The organism is Rossellomorea sp. GQ25 (genome assembly GCF_059758515.1).
Genome location: NZ_JCAXEQ010000001.1, coordinates 490,850 through 507,937, shown reverse-complemented (window position 1 = coordinate 507,937; position 17,088 = coordinate 490,850). Strand labels below are relative to the sequence as shown.

The window sequence follows — 17,088 nt, the reverse complement described above, 5'->3', positions numbered from 1 at the left end:
CATGCGTGCTTATCAGGGAAACACTGTCATAATCACACCATCGATATTGTTACCTGAAATCTCATAACGAATATTAGCAGGCACATGAATGGTCGGATTTTTAGTAACAGGATAATAAGAAATCTCATATTTTTCCCCATTTACACTAGCAGAAATGGTTTTTTCTTCTTTTAGGTATTCCATATATTCTTCTAAAACGAAATTCTTTTCTTTCATAATCGCGCTATGAGGGAAACCAACATAGCGGATGTGCCACGGTTCATATTGAATTCCTGTTATGTCCGTTTTATCCTCTGGATAGCGTAAAATGAAACCGTATTTCCAAGCGTTTTCTTCTATCCACTTTCCTTCTGGTGCATCAGCCATCTTCATTTGAGTAGATCCTACATCAAGCGATAAACCTAGATTGTGTTCGCTATAGCCAGGTGGCAAGGCATAGGCAGAACCCATATCTTGATAAAGTACACTTTGTTCATCAAAGTCTCGAAAGCCGCTTGTGATGGCGAAATATTGAAGTCCATCTTTTTCTGCAGCAGCAACCATATCTGAGAATTTATGTGCAACATCCTTTGACAAATAAATTTCACTGTCTAACAACACATAACCTTGTGCTAATTTATAGTTTGCAGATAAATTGACAATATCCGATCTAATACTCTCTTGGTGAACAGGATATTCACTGTTGACCAAAAGCAGATCTCCCTGATAGATTTGGTCTTCTGTAATTTTAATTTTTTGGTTATTTATAGAAATTCTTCCACCCTCTGCTATATCATTTTTAGATTGATCATCGTTTTGTATTTTTACTTTTGGTTCAGAAAATGGTTCCATATTTACGAAAGTTAACCCTAGGAACAATAATAATAATAAAAAGCCCCACTTCTTCATTTATCAGTTTCCTCCTTAATCTTATTTGCTTATAAGTGTAGGGAAAACTATTTAAAAAAATAGTGGGGTAAATTTTAAATTTTTCTTAAATCCTTTACTCGGATTTTAAACCTTATCTTTTTTTCAACTATTTGTGATACAACAAGAGCATGAATAACTTTGAATTTAATGGGTACCCTTATTTTAAATCTAAAATAAGGAGTAGCTTATGCCACTTACAGATTTATTATTAAGACTTGTCCTAGCTTTCGGAACCTTGTTAGCTCTAACCCGAATTATGGGTAGAAAAGAAATTTCCCAAATGACTTTTTTTAACTTTGTTTCTGGTATCGCAATTGGTACTATCGGTGCTTCTCTAGCTATTGATCCTTCACTCAGTGTTCGCAATGGATTAATTGCACTTATTGGCTGGACCCTAATAACAATTCTTCTAGGTTACATAGATATAAATTCAAAAAAGGTTCGTGAATTAATCGAGGAACAGCCAAGAATCCTTATTAAAAAGGGTCAAATTATGGAAGACGAGTTACGAAAAGTCCGTTTAGATATTGACGCACTAAATGCATTATTAAGACAAAAAAATGTATTTGCTGTGTCAGATGTAGACTATGCGATTTTCGAAACAGATGGAAATTTATCTGTCATGAAAAAGGAACCCAGCCAACCACTTTCAAAATCAGATTTTGGAATACAAAACCCTGCACTAAATACTTATCCTATTTCTACTGAGGTCATCAATGATGGTAGGATTATCATGTCAAATTTAGAAAAATTAAACCTTAATACCGAATGGCTAGAGCAACAAATACGATTATCAGGAATTAATTCAATTTCAGATGTTTTTTATGCCGAAGTACAAAAAGACGGAAAGCTATATATTGACGGTAAAAATGATATGTTGAATTAAAGAGGGGTGTTTTCCCCTCTTTATTGCACAGTTTGAGTCAAAAGTGACCTATCACTAGAGTTTTTATTATTCAACAATCCTGCCCAATTATTGAATAACCAAAGAACTTCTGTTAACTAGTATTTTGTTCAATAATGAACTTTTCTTGTGACGCTTAGAACCTAATTCTATACATGGTCCTCAATCTACGAATCGTATATACTAGAAGAAAAATGTAATAGAAAATAGGTGAAGCAAGTGAATGAGTTGGATAGATTATATAAGATATATCAACCGTTTCTTTTTTCCATTGCGTACCGTATGCTTGGATCAGTTACCGACGCAGAAGATATCGTTCATGATTTATTCTTGCAGCTTAAGCTTGACACCAATCAAATTGAGGACTTGAAGGCATATCTTGCGAAAGTGACGACGAATCGCTGTCTAAACTTTTTAAAATCAGCCCGTAAGAGAAGAGAAATTTACACAGGTCCCTGGTTGCCTGAACCTCGGGTACACCAAACAGAGCAACCTTTAGATAAGATTGTAACAGACGAAACAGTTTCTTATGCCTTTCTCGTTTTGCTGGATCAACTGTCACCTGTTGAAAGAGCAGTGTTCGTTCTTAGAGAAGCATTCGCTTATGACTATGGGGATATTGCCGGGATGCTGGAAAAAACTGAAGTGAATTGCAGAAAAATCTACAGCCGTGCTAAGCGGAAATTAAAGAATGATATGCCTGTCCATCCGGAGAATACTGAACATGTTGATCTCCTGGCAAAAACATTCATAAAAGCATCGACGACCGGAAATTTTGAGGAATTTATTGATATTCTTACAGAAGATGTTGTACTTGTTACCGATGGCGGAGGAAAGGTGATTGCTGCATTAAATCCAATTGTAAACAAACAGCGCGTATCTGCCTTTCTTAAAGGAATTTCCGCTAAAGGAAGTTTCATAGGAGAACTTCTTCCGGTGATGGTCAATGGTCAGAAAGGAATCTTGCATGTAAAAGAGGGGCACCCTATCAAAGTCATCTGCTTTGAATTAGATTCAAAACAAAAAAATATCCGGAGAATCTTTATTGTTTCAAATCCGGATAAATTAAATCATATTCCTGTTCCTTAATAAGGATAGACTGAGAGCTCAATGTGGCTCTCTATTTTTATGTCACAAATCACTCCTCTGTTTTGTCTTATTAGTGAACCCCTAAAACATTTAATGGAGGAGATAGACATGGAGCAACGTGTTAACTACATGCGGACAAACCAAGAAGTTGTCAAATTAATGTTTCAATTGGAGGAGTACAAGAAAACTACGGGAATTGATAACAAATTAATCCAATTGATTAAAATTCGTGCTTCTCAAATCAATGGCTGTGCGTTCTGCTTGGATATGCACACAAAGGATGCCCGGGCAAATGGCGAAACCGAACAAAGAATTTACTGTTTGAATGCTTGGCGTGAGTCACCATTCTATCTTGAGGCGGAAAGGGCAGCGCTAGAATTAACGGAAGCAGTCACAACCATTTCGGCAAACGGTGTACCAGATAATCTGTATGAGCGGGTCCGCCTTCATTTTGATGAAAAACAATATATCGATCTAGTTACCATAATTATCACGATCAACAGCTGGAACCGATTGGCCATTTCATCCAAAAACATACCTGGACACTACAAGCCTGCAACAGAAAAGTAATTTTGCCCACATAAAATCCCTTGTATTCAGAATAGATACGAGGGATTTTTTACTTAGCTTTTATTCCACAAGATGGCCCGTTTATGGAATAAAGACCTTCTCTAAACAGTAATATGGTTTCCCCTCAAAAACTACTTCTTTAAACTTAGAAAAACCTAATTTAGTCCAATGCCTTATACCTTTATCATTCTCTTTATGAACTGCCAATCGTTTCCCTTACCTTCTCGTTTAATTAAATTTTCTAAATAGTGACACCATACAGAGTATTTTCCAGTCTCAGAAAAAAATTTCAAAAACAGGTTGGGAAAATTAAGGACTTTTACCCTATGAAAAATCGAGTTTAAACACTCCATTGTAGGAAAATTTTCCTCATTCGTCTTTAATTTACGAATTCTTTTCTATAATTTACATTTATTTCCCATAAGACAGAAATGAGAATATGGAGGGTTTATTTTAGCATGGCTTTTTTACTATTGTGTTTTCATACAAAAAAGAGCCGCCTAAGCAACTCCCTTATTGAAGTAAAGTCCCCATTAGCTCAACAAGATTTTTGTTCTCCCGTCTACATTGTATAAGGCTTTCTATTTCAGAAATACCTTTTTGTATTGTAACTTTATTGATTTTAACACCGTATTTGGGAGTATCAGTCAACGTGATAAGGATTTTATCCAAGGGAACATTGCTATGATGCCCATCGTAGTTTAAAGCACTTGCATAAACTTTATGTCTACGCGTATCACCATCTATTCTTTCGATTTTATCTATTTTTGACACAAGATAAAATCTGAATAAGAGATAAGAATAGTATCTTGTATATAAAGTTTCTTCTAGCATTCGTCTTTGGGAACTCCATACCATCCTACCAAGAGGAATCCAGCAAACACAATGATTAATTTTTTCACAAATTATTACCACCTCTGGATGTAAGTATTATAAGCATTTTCCCATCATATTAAAATTAAATACTTAATACAGCTACAAAAGAGTTAGTTATCCATATAAAAAAGTACATCGTTTAACATCCTCATTGTTGAGCTAAACTGCCCCTCTCATTTCTAAAATTCATTAATATGTAGCCCACCTCAAAAGATAGCCTCCCTCTTTGATTTGGAGCTGATCATTTTCATGCAAAAATATTACTTTTCAATCGTTCTCGTCATCTCTATTACTTATTGTAAAAGGCTGTTTTATAAAAAAGCACAAAATGAATGCAATAATAATGAGAATAAAAGCAATCATGAAACCATTATTAAGCCCATTTACAGTTGCTTCCAGTAATATATTTTCTTCTTTCTTCACTGTTTGATCGCCAGTATATTTAGCTATGGTAGTCGACATTACCCCCACCATAATTGCCGCACCAAGTGAAGCAAATATTTGCCGTACCGTATTGTTAGCCGCAGAACCGTGGCTTATAAACTTCTTTGGTAGTGCATTTATCCCCGCGGTAGCGAGTGGCATCATTACTAGCCCCATACCAGCCATTCTTAAGGAATAGAAACAAATTATCCACCCAATAGAGGTCTCCTGAGTTAGATACATAAATGGAAGTGACCCTAAAGAAAGAATGAGCAGTCCTATTATGGATAGTCTTCTAATACCATGCTTATCAAAAATTTTTCCGGCAATGGGAGAAATGATCCCTAACACCAGTGCACCTGGCAGAAGTATTAAACCTGAACGAAGTGCTGAGTACCCATGTATCGTTTGTGTATAAATGGGTAGGAGAATTTCCAATCCAATCATAGTCATAAAAATAATGGAGACAATGACCGTGGTCAAAGTGAATGTTCTATCCTTAAAGACACTTAGCTCCAATATTGGCTCTGTTAATTTGAACTGACGGCAGGCAAACACAATCAGTACTACTAATCCAATTCCACATGTTATCAGGACGGTATTATTTCCCCATCCTATATTTCCTGCAACACCAATTCCGTATAGTAGTGAAACTAAACCTATACTACTTAACAAGATCGAAAGAATATCCATTTTCGGTTTTGTTAAATGAACGACATTTTTCATGTAAAAGAAAGCAAGAACTATATCAATCAGAACAATTGGGAGGATTAAGTAAAATAGATAATGCCAATCATACATGTCAACAATCCAACCAGATAAAGTGGGAGCGATTGCAGGCGAAAATGCTATTACAATCCCAACTAATCCCATTGCCTCTCCTCGACGATCGGCTGGAAATATTAAAAAAATTAACGTTTGCATTAATGGAATCATTAATCCCGTTCCAATGGCCTGTATAATACGACCAATAAGCAGCGTTGGAAAGGTTGTACTAAAAGCACAAACCAATGTTCCCAAAGCAAAACTTCCGATCGCCATAAAAAATAAAGACCTATTAGCGATTTGATTCATTAAAAATGCTGAAATAGGAATCATTACCCCACTTATTAACATAAACGCAGTGATCAGCCACTGAGCATTATTAGCAGTGATACCTAAGTCTTGCATAATTCTCGGGAGAGCTGTAACTAACAGGGTCTGATTAATAATGGTTATAAAAGTACCCACCATTAAAACGATTACAACCCCGCCTCTCTTAAAGGGTTTTCCCTCTATATCTACTGGTAAAGTGAGAGCTTTTCCCATAGAAAACCCACACTCCTTTCAATTATATTAACTAATGTATATTTTTTTATACTCGAGTATATTTTTTAGTATACAATATAGTATAATGAAACTGTCAACAATAATTTTTAGGAGAAGAAGATGAATGACTAAAAGAGAACAAATAATTGAGGTAGCAAAATTGCTTTTTCGAACGATAGGTTATCATGATACTTCTGTACAAGATATCCTAGATCAATCAGGGGTTTCAAAAGGTACCTTTTATAATCACTTTCCTTCTAAATCTCAATTGATTCAGTGCATCATTCAAGAGGTCGATGCAAAAGTCAAAGAACAACAAAGCCAGTTACTGTTAGAGGGTGAGCCCCATAGCAAGCAAACTTTTTATTCTCAACTTCGAGTAAAACACTCCGTATACAGTACTGAGAGGATTGCGGAACTTTACAATATCTCGATGGCAGAAAATGATGAGGTGTTAAGGAAGTATATGGCCGATAGCCATTATAAGGAATTAAACTGGTTAGCTAAACGGTTGATTGAGGTTTATGGTAGTGGCATCGAAGCCAGTGCAATGGATTTATCCACTCACTTCATTGGGGGATTAGGCTATCAATTTAGGTATTCTAATCAAATGAACCTCGATACGAATAGTTCTGATATATTAGATTACAACATTCTTCGATTAGAAAAAAACATAGAAATAACAAAACAATCTAAGCATATTCTCTTTCCATTTAGCATACAGAGTTCAGTTGAAACCCAGGAGACGGTTGTCATGAATATCAAGAATCTACTAGACGAAGTAAAGAATGATATTGACTCTCAGGATGAAAAAGAACTAATTGACTTTATCTTGGAAGAATGTCAAAACTCTCGTATAAGATGGAGTCTTTGTGAAGGAGCAGTTCGCCAATTAAAAATTCTATCCTCCTCTCCATCTAAAAAGAAACAGAAATTCAGGGAAGTATTTAATATCGTCTATAAACAAGCGAGAAAATATAATAACGGATGAAGTATTCCTTCACAAGAACCATCTAAGTCCTTGTCAATTTTTTTATGTTTATAAATTCCCAAAACCAAATGAAAAGCCGACACTATAAAATATAGAGTCGGCTTTTCATATACATAATCATTGATTATCGGCACTGAAAAAGGATCTTCGTTCTTTTTGCTGCTTGTTGAATTAAAGCACCGATTGCAGAAGATCCTCTACACAACTAGCTCCTTAATGGTGTTGAGTATCCCATTTGAATAAGAACCTATAGTTAAACGCTCGTGTCCATTTTTCGCCTCACTTGTAGCATTCTCAAGTAAATAACCGAACTTTACAGCTTGTAACATTTTTAAATCATTACCGCTATCACCGAATGCAATTCCATTTTGTCGGTCTACCCCAAATTTTGTTAATATATATTTTACAATTTCATCTTTTCCAGTTCCTAAAGGTATAAAATCAATATCATACGCATTTTCTGGGTCTCCAGCCAAAGGATTGCATTTATTGATGTTTATTCCAATTTTAAAATCACTAGCTACTCTTCTAATATAATTAAGGTTTGATTGATCTTTCTCAGCATGCTTGCAAAAATAGTAATAGTTGCTTTTATATTTTGATACACCCATCTGAGATTGGCTATCTAAATCAATATTTTTAGAAGACAATAAATCAATTATCTCTTTTATTTTATCGGGAAAGTAATTGCCATTATCAAACCTTTTTAGCCATTCTTGGTCAATTTTACCTTGTTTTAGCTTGTTGAAATAACGAATTTCTGTCCCTAAATCACTTGCGATAAAATGAGGAAGATATCGAAATCCCCCTCTCTGCATTTTTTCAAGAACAGCTTCAATACTACTGCCCGTTACTAAACCAAAAAGCAAACCAGAAACCTTACTTTTTTCTACAATAGTCTCTTCTAATGCTTGGATTTGACTTTTTCGTTCAGGGGTCAATTGGTGAGGAAAGTACGTTTCATCAAAATCACTAAATACAATGTATTTAGGATTTGTTACTTCCGGTAAAGTTCTAAACAGTTTATAGTTCATAGAGTAACCTCCATAAATTTAAGTTACAAATTCCTCTATATACTTTAACATATATTTCTAATTTTGTTGTTAAGTATAATTCCACAAAATGGCCCGTTAGTAAGATTCTTAAAGGGGGTAGATACCAATTGAAGTCAACACAAGCGATGTTAACGGCATTGAAAAAAGATCTTCTTTTGAAGATTCTTTATGCCTTGTTGAATTAAAACTCCCGTTAGTTAAGATTAGGGGCGTGTTAGTAAAAGTTCTTATGGTACAATTTTACATATAAATATTTGTTATAGAGGGGAATGGGAAAAATGAGAAGGTTTATAGTTTTAGGGATTTTATTGTTAATTCTTTTAGTTGGTTGCTCAAGCTAAAACAACTTTAACTACAGATGAAGAAGTTACAAACCTTGTAAATAATTATTTAGAGGCTTTGGAAACAAAGGATATATCAGGAATGGTAAAATACGCTGATGATATTAGGTTTCCAGTTAAAGATGAGCAAAAAGAGCAATATTTAAGTATTGATGAAGATATTACTGATACTAAAATAGTAGAGCTTAAAAAAGTAAGTGAAACTGAGTTTGAGACAACTGTTGAACTTAGTCAAAATGGAAATTCAGCTAAATTTACTTTCCCTGTTGAAAAACAAAAAAACGGTTGGAAAGTTATTGTTGGACAAGATTCATCTCAAGTTGAAACGATAAAAGAAACAGATATAGAGCTTGCAAAGAAACAGAGAGAAAAAGTTTTAGAGGATATGAGGAAACATCCTGAGTTAGTTGAATTTGCAACACCTGTTGAATTCTAAATTCTTAATGAACCTGTATATGGGGTACAGCCAACATTTCGGAAATTTTGTACGCTAAGGATCCGACTTTTTTAGATTGTCTTGTTCCACTAAAGCACCTATAGTTGAAGAAGACATAACATATTTACCGCATAATGGGTAAATCTCTCATAATGACACTTTTCCAATGTTTTTAGTCGTTAAAAGCCAGACTATAAATTCTGCATTTTGTTCTTGTAGATGCCAACCTGACTTAAAATAGTATTCATTGAATTTTGATTCGATCGGACATAACGCAAGGATTGGTAAGTCATTTATAGTTTTTAACATCTTTTTTAACAACCCTTGACCACGATAAACCTCATTTATAGCGAATTGATATAAGAATAGCCCTTCACATAGAGAAAAAGCACAATTCATGCTTCGGAATTGCGCCTGATTGCTTTTCAACCAAAGTTCAGAATAACCAATTATTAAAGGAAAAGCACCTATAACACAAACTTATCTTGGAAAATACTTGCTGTTTTGTCCTTGAAAACTTTATGATTTATTCATTTCAGCTATAGTTGCTTTTCTAGAGCCTTCGTATTAATTTGATACCGTATCCTGTACCGTTGGGTTGAATCCTTTAACGATTAGCCATATAGCCAAAACCAATTGTTGAATGGCTATTGGAAAGTTCAACATCATGTAGGTTTCATCCAAACCGATGAAGCGAATCATAAATAATAAGCTTGCCAATATGGACAATGTAGATCCAATAAGACCCCAAGCTGACAACCAACGTGGAACTAGTTTTGTTTGGTAAAATATGCAGTTAAACAAAAGCATAGCCAAAACAAATGACAGTGTCGTTGCCACATGGTTCACCAAATCACGTCCTGACTGTAACAATCCACCTAAAGTCTGAAAATACGATACATCCGGAGTTCCTACTTTTGCAAATTCGTGGCTTAATACCAATAGCAACAGCAGAATGATGACACCGATAATAATGAACACACCCGCAATAATGCCGAAAGCAATAGATCCAAGAGCAAACCCTTTATTATGCATACTTAAAATCGGATACATCAAAACTGGAATACCAACATATGCAACAACCATTAACAACTGGAAAAACGCTCCTGTTAGTACCTGGTTTTCATATGTAAGAGCCTTAACAATGTAGTCTGCTCCATCTATTACAGGAACAACACTAAATATACCTGCAACGATACCAGCTATTAATAATACTCCAGTAATTACTGCAGACCTTCTACCTGAATTTGTATACTTCCTCAACATATCCCCCCCTTAATACTTACCTTATATAAAACAGTAAAAGGTGTAAGATAAAGCAGAAACTTAAGATCATCCTTAATATTTCATTTGATTTTATTTAAGAATGATTATGCATTATGTTTCGGTCTTATTCCAAAATCCTGTCCTTTACACAAATAAGGCGCGTTCTTAAATATACGCGCCTTATAATGGAATAACTAAAATATGATTTCAATCATAAAATCACTTATTTCCTCTTTCACTTAAGCACCAGTTAGTTTAAGTAAAATCCTTCAAAAACTATATATTTATTTAGCATATAATTATAATTTTCCTTTGTTCTTACCAATTTCAACATTTCAAAAAGCATAGGCCAATCTATTATGATGATAAATATACAAATTACAAAGTATTTGTTGATTTTTTAGCAGATAATAACGATGCACCTGATAATCTGTTCGAATTATTGAGTTTAGAAGAAGAAATTATAAGCACATTAAAATATAATTTATTACCCGAAATGATTACATTTGATGATAGTGTAGGACTTTCATTAGATTGGGATGTGAAAGTATAGAACAAGTAAAAAAAATCGAAGATACATAAAGGATCCGGCATAAATTTAGTGATATCTAATTTCATCTGTTTCTTTTTACTATTTATGAAATTTGGTGATGTGGTTTGGGTGTTTCTAGTTTCCTGGAGTATTGGATATGAGTTATGGTTAGAGTGAACCCAAAATAATTTTGGGGGTAGTATCGGTGATTGGGAAAGCTACACAATATCTTCTTTTCACCTCAAAACCCAGGGAAAAACATTTGGTTCTTACATATATTCATTTCGATTAGGGTGAAGCCTTTTTCGTTTTTGAACATGGTGTTACTCCTTGGGTTTTGGGTATTAGTTACTGGTGTGACTGTGGTGCACGACGATTTTGCATTTAATTGGCTGTTATCTTAAGGAATTGCAGGTATTGGCTTTTTCAGATGTTTTTCTAAAACCCCTGCATCATCTGAAATAACGGCATCATAATGGAGTAATAGATCACCATGATGAATAGACCTACAAAAGTAAAAATCATGGGCTGAATATATTTAAGCAATGCATTGGTTTTCTCCTCTAATTCTTGAAAGCATATTTCTCTATAAAGTCGCAGTTACGCTAATATGATAAACCCAACACAAACCTTCCTAAATATTACTGCGTATTCTCTCGGTTTCTGTATTCCATTTATAATAATGGGATTGTTAATAGGGAAAGTAAGAATGTTTTTGAAGTATCCCTCCCTTCTCTTGAAAATTAGTGGATATGTAATGATTATAATTGGTTGATGCTATATATCGATAAGATGTTTATTTTGCTATATGGGGAACAAATATTCAATATTATCTTAAAGAACTATTTAGTTAATAAAAGAATACGACAAGCATTTCAGTATTCATTCTGAAATATAAAATATCTGTCTAAAAACAGAATTTAATGTAAACCTCCTTCTAATAATATTCTCCGTTTATGTAAAGAATATATCTACTTAACCATTCCCAACGGAGGATTAACATGTCAACAGACAAAATCAAATTAACTTCGGCTGAAATTGCCACCCTTTGGTCTGCTTATATGAACGACACCATGGCTCACTGCATCTTAGAATATTTTTTTGTCCATGCAAAGGATAGAGAAATACGTCCGCTTGTTGGATATGCAAGAACCCTTACAAAAACACATATTGAGAAAATCACTCATATTTTTAACGATGAAGGATTGGTCATACCTAATGGATTTAATATTGAAAAGGATGTTAATTTAAATGCACCTAGGCTATATACGGATGAATTTATGTTAACTTTTTTAGACCTTATGTCGAAATCAGGGTTAATTGCCTATGGTGGATTTATTTCAATGAGTTCTCGAAAAGACATTAGAACTTATTTTATTGAAAGATTACATGAGACTACAAAATTGTTTGACGCATGCACCGATGCTGCTCTTCTTAAAGGGCTATATATTAAAGCACCTTATATTGAATATCCAATTAGAAATGATTTTGTCGACAATAAATCCTATTTTTATGGTTTTTCCTTCTTTAATAAGGAACGCTCTTTAAATGCTATTGAAATTTCATATTTATTTATGAACATTAACACCAATGTACTTGGAACAAAGATCGCATTAAGTTTTGCTCAAACCTCGCCTCGTGAGGATGTTCAAAAATGGATGTTGCGAGGAAGCGATATTTCAAAAAAGCATATTGAGATATTTTCAAAAAAACTATTGGATAATAATATACAATCTCCTATGTCTTCAGATGTATCCATTACAAACGAGACTACTCCACCTTTTTCAGATAAATTAGCATTATTTCTTATGACTTTTTTAAGCGCATCTGGAGTGGGTAATTATTCAACTGCAGCAGCTGCAAGTCAGAGAAGTGATTTAGTTTTTAATTATGAAAGACTCTCATTGGAAATAGGACAATATGCAAAAGATGGTGCAAATATAATGATTAAGAATAAATGGTTAGAAGAACCACCAGGTACAATAGATAAAGAAAAGTTGTCTAAATCCAAAGATCCTGAGTAAGGTAAATGCCTCGACGAAAAATAAATCCTCTCTTTTGATTCAAAGAGGTAGGACTATTTGGGGTTAAAGGAGTTGTCAATCCTTAGGTGTTTTAGCATAAAACGAGTCGATTCAAATAATCTTTTAGAAATAAAAAGCCCATCTCTTTTGAGAGGGCTATCTGTTCACCAATGTAGTATTTAAAGGGATTACCTTTATACTTGGTTTAACCCCCTTTAGATTTTCTTAACGGGGTCCGTTTAAGAAGGGAAAACCTTAAATCACACCCAAATTCATGAATAATATCTGCGACTGATTTATTTGTTGTTCGTTTTACAATTTGAGTTAGTGCATCGATCCCAATTTGTTTATAAGACCAGTTTGAGCCCGGAGTAAACTCTCGGACGGGTTCTATTCTCCTCTTGTTTTAATCCATGAGTATGGGTAATCAAATGTCTTATAGTCGTATCTTTCCAGGTGATCTCTTCGAGTTCAGGCAAATAGGATACAACCAGATCATCAATACTGTTTATGTGCCCATAAAACAATGCATAAGAAACAGCAAAGCCGATATAACTTTTCCTCACTGAAGCTAAATGGAATTGAGTATCCTCCTGAACTCTTCTAGCCTCATGAGCAGCCGACTGTTTCCCGATGTATTGTTCTAACACGACTGAATCATTATGAATGATAAGAGTGGATGCTCCTGAACAGATTACATGATTAAAAGTACCGATAACGTGTTCTAAGATGGGTAAGAAAGATGGATTAATTTTGTTACTAAGAATCCAAGATCGTATACTTCCCTTCAATTTTAATTATATTAGGTAATGTAGCAGTCGCCCCCTTTGTTGAATAAGATATCCTATTAATCGAAAAACTTCATATGTGTTTTCTCTTGTTTATAGTAATTCAATCTGTCTTGTAATGTACCTGTATGAAATTCAAATTTATGCCCATCCGGGTCCGTAAAATAGATGGACTTTTTATCTCTTTCATCTCTCGGACGACCTGACAAGATATTTACATTTAATTTCTTTAGTTTGTCGTACAATTTATCAAAATCTTCTCCTTCAATTAAAAAAGCAATATGTGTGTAGGATTGGTGTATTTCATTACGGGGGATGTCTTTCTCTACATTAAGAGCAAACCACATTCCATTTACATCGAAGTAAGCCGTTTTTCTACCCTTTACTAATAATTTTGCATCAAATACATTTTTAAAAAACTCAATTGAAATTTCTAAATTAGAAACTGAAAATAAAAAATGATTAAACCCTTTTATCGACATTTTTTCACCTCAATAAAATATTGCCCTTTACTACATAATAAAAGAAAAAGTAACCTGCCCATTTAAAGAATGCAATAACAAGAGGTTAATCAGCTGATCTTTCATTATTGCCCCCTTTAATTGAAGATTGATATGATATTGCATAATTTGCCTAATAGTTCTCAAGTTCTGTTCCTAAATCTCCTTTTTCATACTACCTTAGCACATATAATCAATTTTACTTTTCCTACTTTATTCAACAATCCTCCCTCAATAAACTAATCACAGGCTCACGAAATGCTACCTCATTAATTGTATATAGAATAGCCAGATTTCCTCGTATGTTGCTACTCTTGTCTCATTCTTTATATAAAAAATAGCAACTAATGACTGTTTGACTTTGTATTTATTGGCAAAAGGTCTTTTACTATGGTTAGTCGCAAACCAATACCTAAATACATAACTAATCCTGTGAAAATTGATATTGTAGAAGTAAGAAGAGAACTGAAATATAAACTTAATGTTTCAGGCAACCAACTCTCAGATAGAAATTTAACAGCCCAAACAGTCAAGGACATTACTAGTACCAACAAGAAAATTGCTTTTAATGTCTTTAGTAGAGGCCATACCTTATAGCGGATCGCTTTCTTAATAATCATTACGTTATATAAAATGGATACAGTGAAACCAACGTATGTAGCTAAGATTGGCCCGGCTTCATCTAAATATGGTACGAAGAGATAATTCAAAACTACCTTAAAAAAGACTCCCAACAAGATCCCTTTAATCAATGTCTTTTGCTTGTTAATCCCTTGCATAATAGCAGCAGTTACAATATACAACGCAAAAACAATTGCGGCTAAAGAGTACCATTGTAGAATGCCGCCACCTAGCTCAGGACTGTTCTCTATCCCGAACACGACAATATAGATTGGTTCTCCAAGAATGCATAAACCCATAGCAGCCGGCAGTGTGAAGAACATTAGAACTTGGATGGTGTGATTAATCTTATTTTTAACTTCTATCATTCCTTCGCTTATATAAGCTGAGGTTATGCCCGGTATTAATGACATACCAAATGCTGTTGCCAGGGACACAGGAACCATTACAAGGATTTGAGCCAGTCCTATAACTGAATTTATGGTTTCTGCTTCATTTAAGTTGTAGCCAATAGACTGAAATAATTCATTTATGGTAAAGGTATCGATATTCTGGTAAATCGGTATTGCTAAACCGGTTACAACAAAGGGGATGGCATAGCCAATCAGTTCTTTAAACATAGAAATAACATTCAAGTCTTCATTATTCGGACTTTTTTCTCTTTGTTTCTTTATTAATTTTCTTCGTTTATAGAAAACAAAGAGTAATACGCTAAGTCCTGCTATTCCACCAATAAATGCGGCAAAGGTAGCGATTCCGACTGCATTTTTAAGAGAACTGTTGAGTATGTGAATGGCTACATATGCACCTGCCAAGATAAAGACAATTCTAACAACCTGCTCTATTACTGTACTTAAAGCTGAAGGCCCCATAGATTGACTTCCTTGGAAATATCCCCTGAAAATACTCATAGGCGGGATAATTAGCAAAGCAAAACTAACAAGACGAATCACAAACTGGACATCTTCTAGAGAATTACCAGTTGGATCACTTGGATCAATTATGACTCCTGCTAATAATGGAGCCATTAAATACAAAGTTGCGAAGGAAATAATCCCACTTATGACCATTAAATACATTCCATATCTTAATAGAGTCAATCCAACCTTATAGTTTCCTAATTCATTGTATTTCGAAACAAATTTAGATACCGCAAGTGGAAGACCTATCGTTGAAATACTTAACAGAATTGTATATGGGCCATAAGCATACTTATATAAGACGTATCCCTGAGTTCCTACGAGAGCAGTGAAAGGAATTATATAAATGAAGCCTAAAATTTTTGATACTAGGGTTGCTGCCGTTAAAAAGAAAGTTCCCCTTATAAATTTACTCTCCACTGAAACACCCCAACTAATTAATCTATTCATTCTATTTTAAATATAAGGCTATTTTCGTAAAGTTTGTGGTTTTTAGATATGAAAAAAATAACTGATAATTGACAATTTTCCTCTTCGGTGTAAAATTACACTAATAGGAAATTGCATTATTTAAGGGAGGGTAAACCAAATGGAAAAACTTATTTACATCATTCAACTTGTTATAAGTTCATTAGGTTTTTTATTATTTTCATTCTTTAGTGGAATTGTGGGAAGCTACGCAATTGAATACAAGAAAGACCCCTCAATATTTGACAAAACTATTTATGCCTTTAATTCGTCTTCCTATCCCTATTATGCTTGTGTATTTTTACTTTGGTTTTTAATTGTAATAGTTGTTCTGGTTATTCAGCGAAAAAGAAAAATCACTCTTACAAAATAGTCGTCAATTGACGGCTTTTTCCCTTTATTAAATACTTCTTAAACATTGACTGTTGTATAATTGAAAGCAACAATCTATGCGAAAACAGCCAAATATAAAAATCTCATCATTCTATATTAACATATATCTCCATTTTCGATCAGGAGAGCTATAAAATATAAAAAAGACTCTTCCTTTAAGAAGTCGTCAATACTGAAGAAATCAGTTCTTTATTTTAGGGTACTGTTATGTTTAACTTCCAATTGTAAAAAAGGCCATGAGACCATTAGCTGATTTCAGTTATCACCCCCTTTAATTGAAGAACTTAAACTCTAATCTATTACTGTAAACTCGATGTATGGCATTTCGTCCTCGTTTGCCTTTTCCCTTGACCGGTACAACTCTAAAACTTCTTTTTCATACTCGTTTTCCGCACTGAAATTTTCTTTATAATACTCACCTATATAAATAGCACGATACTTATTACCCTCTTTGTCTATAACGTCTACCAATCCTGAAGAAAAGTGGTCATTCAACCCAGAAAAACTATCCGCAACAAATACCCTGGCTGCTTGTTCACCGACATCCTCAATCTCCACTTCAGTGTAACGAATTTTTTTATTGTCCACCTCTTCTCTGCTTATAAGAGTGAAATCTGGAACAGCCTCACTTTGTGTAACTCCTAACTCATCAAAAATGGGAGAGTCAGTATTAC

General features: G+C 34.1%; 16 protein-coding genes. 7 read left to right on the top strand and 9 right to left on the bottom strand.

The annotated features are described in order from the left end of the window. Positions 1-12: 12 nt before the first annotated feature. Complete coding sequence (vanY, locus tag AC6CIB_RS02795) at positions 13-888, bottom strand: VanY-A/VanY-F/VanY-M family D-Ala-D-Ala carboxypeptidase (protein ID WP_498277879.1); 876 nt, start codon at positions 886-888, stop codon at positions 13-15. Positions 889-1,096: 208 nt separating this feature from the next. On the opposite strand from vanY, the gene AC6CIB_RS02790 reads away from it, so the two are divergent. The 3 genes from AC6CIB_RS02790 (at position 1,097) to AC6CIB_RS02780 (ending at position 3,472) form a co-directional block, all read left to right on the top strand. Next, positions 1,097-1,795: a YetF domain-containing protein gene (locus tag AC6CIB_RS02790; protein WP_498277877.1), complete on the top strand. Its 699-nt coding sequence runs from the start codon at positions 1,097-1,099 to the stop codon at positions 1,793-1,795. A 237-nt stretch (positions 1,796-2,032) separates the two neighbouring features. Further along, positions 2,033-2,902, top strand: coding sequence for an RNA polymerase sigma-70 factor (locus tag AC6CIB_RS02785; RefSeq protein WP_498277876.1), 870 nt, complete (start codon positions 2,033-2,035; stop codon positions 2,900-2,902). 108 nt (positions 2,903-3,010) lie between these two features. After that, positions 3,011-3,472 (top strand): carboxymuconolactone decarboxylase family protein, encoded by a 462-nt coding sequence (locus AC6CIB_RS02780; RefSeq protein WP_498277874.1) that lies wholly within the window; start codon positions 3,011-3,013, stop codon positions 3,470-3,472. Between the two features lie 513 nt (positions 3,473-3,985). Here the strand turns inward: AC6CIB_RS02780 and AC6CIB_RS02775 are convergent. Both AC6CIB_RS02775 and AC6CIB_RS02770 read right to left on the bottom strand, forming a co-directional pair. After that, entirely contained in the window at positions 3,986-4,306 is a 321-nt protein-coding gene (locus AC6CIB_RS02775) for a hypothetical protein (RefSeq protein ID WP_498277873.1), read from the bottom strand. 309 nt (positions 4,307-4,615) lie between these two features. Further along, positions 4,616-6,079, bottom strand: a complete 1,464-nt coding sequence (locus AC6CIB_RS02770; protein ID WP_498277872.1) for an MDR family MFS transporter — start codon at positions 6,077-6,079, stop codon at positions 4,616-4,618. 124 nt (positions 6,080-6,203) lie between these two features. On the opposite strand from AC6CIB_RS02770, the gene AC6CIB_RS02765 reads away from it, so the two are divergent. Beyond that, entirely contained in the window at positions 6,204-7,070 is an 867-nt protein-coding gene (locus tag AC6CIB_RS02765; protein WP_498277871.1) for a TetR/AcrR family transcriptional regulator, read from the top strand. 197 nt (positions 7,071-7,267) lie between these two features. On the opposite strand, the gene AC6CIB_RS02760 is transcribed toward AC6CIB_RS02765, so the two are convergent. After that, entirely contained in the window at positions 7,268-8,104 is an 837-nt protein-coding gene (locus AC6CIB_RS02760; RefSeq protein WP_498277870.1) for an HAD-IIB family hydrolase, read from the bottom strand. Between the two features lie 345 nt (positions 8,105-8,449). On the opposite strand from AC6CIB_RS02760, the gene AC6CIB_RS02755 reads away from it, so the two are divergent. Then, positions 8,450-8,902 carry a hypothetical protein gene (locus AC6CIB_RS02755; protein WP_498277869.1) on the top strand — a complete coding sequence of 151 codons (453 nt, stop codon included), beginning with the start codon at positions 8,450-8,452 and terminating at the stop codon, positions 8,900-8,902. 567 nt (positions 8,903-9,469) lie between these two features. On the opposite strand, the gene AC6CIB_RS02750 is transcribed toward AC6CIB_RS02755, so the two are convergent. Then, on the bottom strand, positions 9,470-10,168 hold the full coding sequence (locus tag AC6CIB_RS02750) for a DUF4386 domain-containing protein (protein ID WP_498277868.1): 699 nt from the start codon (positions 10,166-10,168) through the stop codon (positions 9,470-9,472). A gap of 1,533 nt (positions 10,169-11,701) precedes the next feature. Between AC6CIB_RS02750 and AC6CIB_RS02745 the strand changes: the two genes are divergently transcribed. Continuing rightward, positions 11,702-12,724, top strand: coding sequence for a DUF3231 family protein (locus AC6CIB_RS02745; protein WP_498277867.1), 1,023 nt, complete (start codon positions 11,702-11,704; stop codon positions 12,722-12,724). A 347-nt stretch (positions 12,725-13,071) separates the two neighbouring features. On the opposite strand, the gene AC6CIB_RS02740 is transcribed toward AC6CIB_RS02745, so the two are convergent. From AC6CIB_RS02740 to AC6CIB_RS02730, 3 genes are all read right to left on the bottom strand, one after another. Further along, positions 13,072-13,374 carry a serine hydrolase domain-containing protein gene (locus AC6CIB_RS02740; protein WP_498277866.1) on the bottom strand — a complete coding sequence of 101 codons (303 nt, stop codon included), beginning with the start codon at positions 13,372-13,374 and terminating at the stop codon, positions 13,072-13,074. 197 nt (positions 13,375-13,571) lie between these two features. Further along, positions 13,572-13,994 carry a FosM family fosfomycin resistance protein gene (gene fosM, locus AC6CIB_RS02735; protein ID WP_498277865.1) on the bottom strand — a complete coding sequence of 141 codons (423 nt, stop codon included), beginning with the start codon at positions 13,992-13,994 and terminating at the stop codon, positions 13,572-13,574. 362 nt (positions 13,995-14,356) lie between these two features. Next, positions 14,357-16,003 (bottom strand): putative polysaccharide biosynthesis protein, encoded by a 1,647-nt coding sequence (locus tag AC6CIB_RS02730; RefSeq protein WP_498277864.1) that lies wholly within the window; start codon positions 16,001-16,003, stop codon positions 14,357-14,359. A 139-nt stretch (positions 16,004-16,142) separates the two neighbouring features. Between AC6CIB_RS02730 and AC6CIB_RS02725 the strand changes: the two genes are divergently transcribed. Then, on the top strand, positions 16,143-16,394 hold the full coding sequence (locus tag AC6CIB_RS02725; protein ID WP_498277862.1) for a hypothetical protein: 252 nt from the start codon (positions 16,143-16,145) through the stop codon (positions 16,392-16,394). Between the two features lie 311 nt (positions 16,395-16,705). On the opposite strand, the gene AC6CIB_RS02720 is transcribed toward AC6CIB_RS02725, so the two are convergent. Beyond that, positions 16,706-17,002 carry a hypothetical protein gene (locus AC6CIB_RS02720; RefSeq protein ID WP_498277860.1) on the bottom strand — a complete coding sequence of 99 codons (297 nt, stop codon included), beginning with the start codon at positions 17,000-17,002 and terminating at the stop codon, positions 16,706-16,708. Positions 17,003-17,088 lie beyond the last annotated feature (86 nt).

What these genes read in the sequence shown, in the direction of transcription:
- AC6CIB_RS02780 (WP_498277874.1), top strand. Translation starts at nt 3,011, where the DNA reads ATGGAGCAACGTGTTAACTACATGCGGACAAACCAAGAAGTTGTCAAA.
- AC6CIB_RS02760 (WP_498277870.1), bottom strand. Translation starts at nt 8,104, where the DNA reads ATGAACTATAAACTGTTTAGAACTTTACCGGAAGTAACAAATCCTAAA.
- AC6CIB_RS02725 (WP_498277862.1), top strand. Translation starts at nt 16,143, where the DNA reads ATGGAAAAACTTATTTACATCATTCAACTTGTTATAAGTTCATTAGGT.
- vanY (WP_498277879.1), bottom strand. Translation starts at nt 888, where the DNA reads ATGAAGAAGTGGGGCTTTTTATTATTATTATTGTTCCTAGGGTTAACT.
- AC6CIB_RS02745 (WP_498277867.1), top strand. Translation starts at nt 11,702, where the DNA reads ATGTCAACAGACAAAATCAAATTAACTTCGGCTGAAATTGCCACCCTT.
- AC6CIB_RS02790 (WP_498277877.1), top strand. Translation starts at nt 1,097, where the DNA reads ATGCCACTTACAGATTTATTATTAAGACTTGTCCTAGCTTTCGGAACC.
- AC6CIB_RS02765 (WP_498277871.1), top strand. Translation starts at nt 6,204, where the DNA reads ATGACTAAAAGAGAACAAATAATTGAGGTAGCAAAATTGCTTTTTCGA.
- fosM (WP_498277865.1), bottom strand. Translation starts at nt 13,994, where the DNA reads ATGTCGATAAAAGGGTTTAATCATTTTTTATTTTCAGTTTCTAATTTA.
- AC6CIB_RS02750 (WP_498277868.1), bottom strand. Translation starts at nt 10,168, where the DNA reads ATGTTGAGGAAGTATACAAATTCAGGTAGAAGGTCTGCAGTAATTACT.
- AC6CIB_RS02775 (WP_498277873.1), bottom strand. Translation starts at nt 4,306, where the DNA reads ATGCTAGAAGAAACTTTATATACAAGATACTATTCTTATCTCTTATTC.
- AC6CIB_RS02770 (WP_498277872.1), bottom strand. Translation starts at nt 6,079, where the DNA reads ATGGGAAAAGCTCTCACTTTACCAGTAGATATAGAGGGAAAACCCTTT.
- AC6CIB_RS02730 (WP_498277864.1), bottom strand. Translation starts at nt 16,003, where the DNA reads ATGAATAGATTAATTAGTTGGGGTGTTTCAGTGGAGAGTAAATTTATA.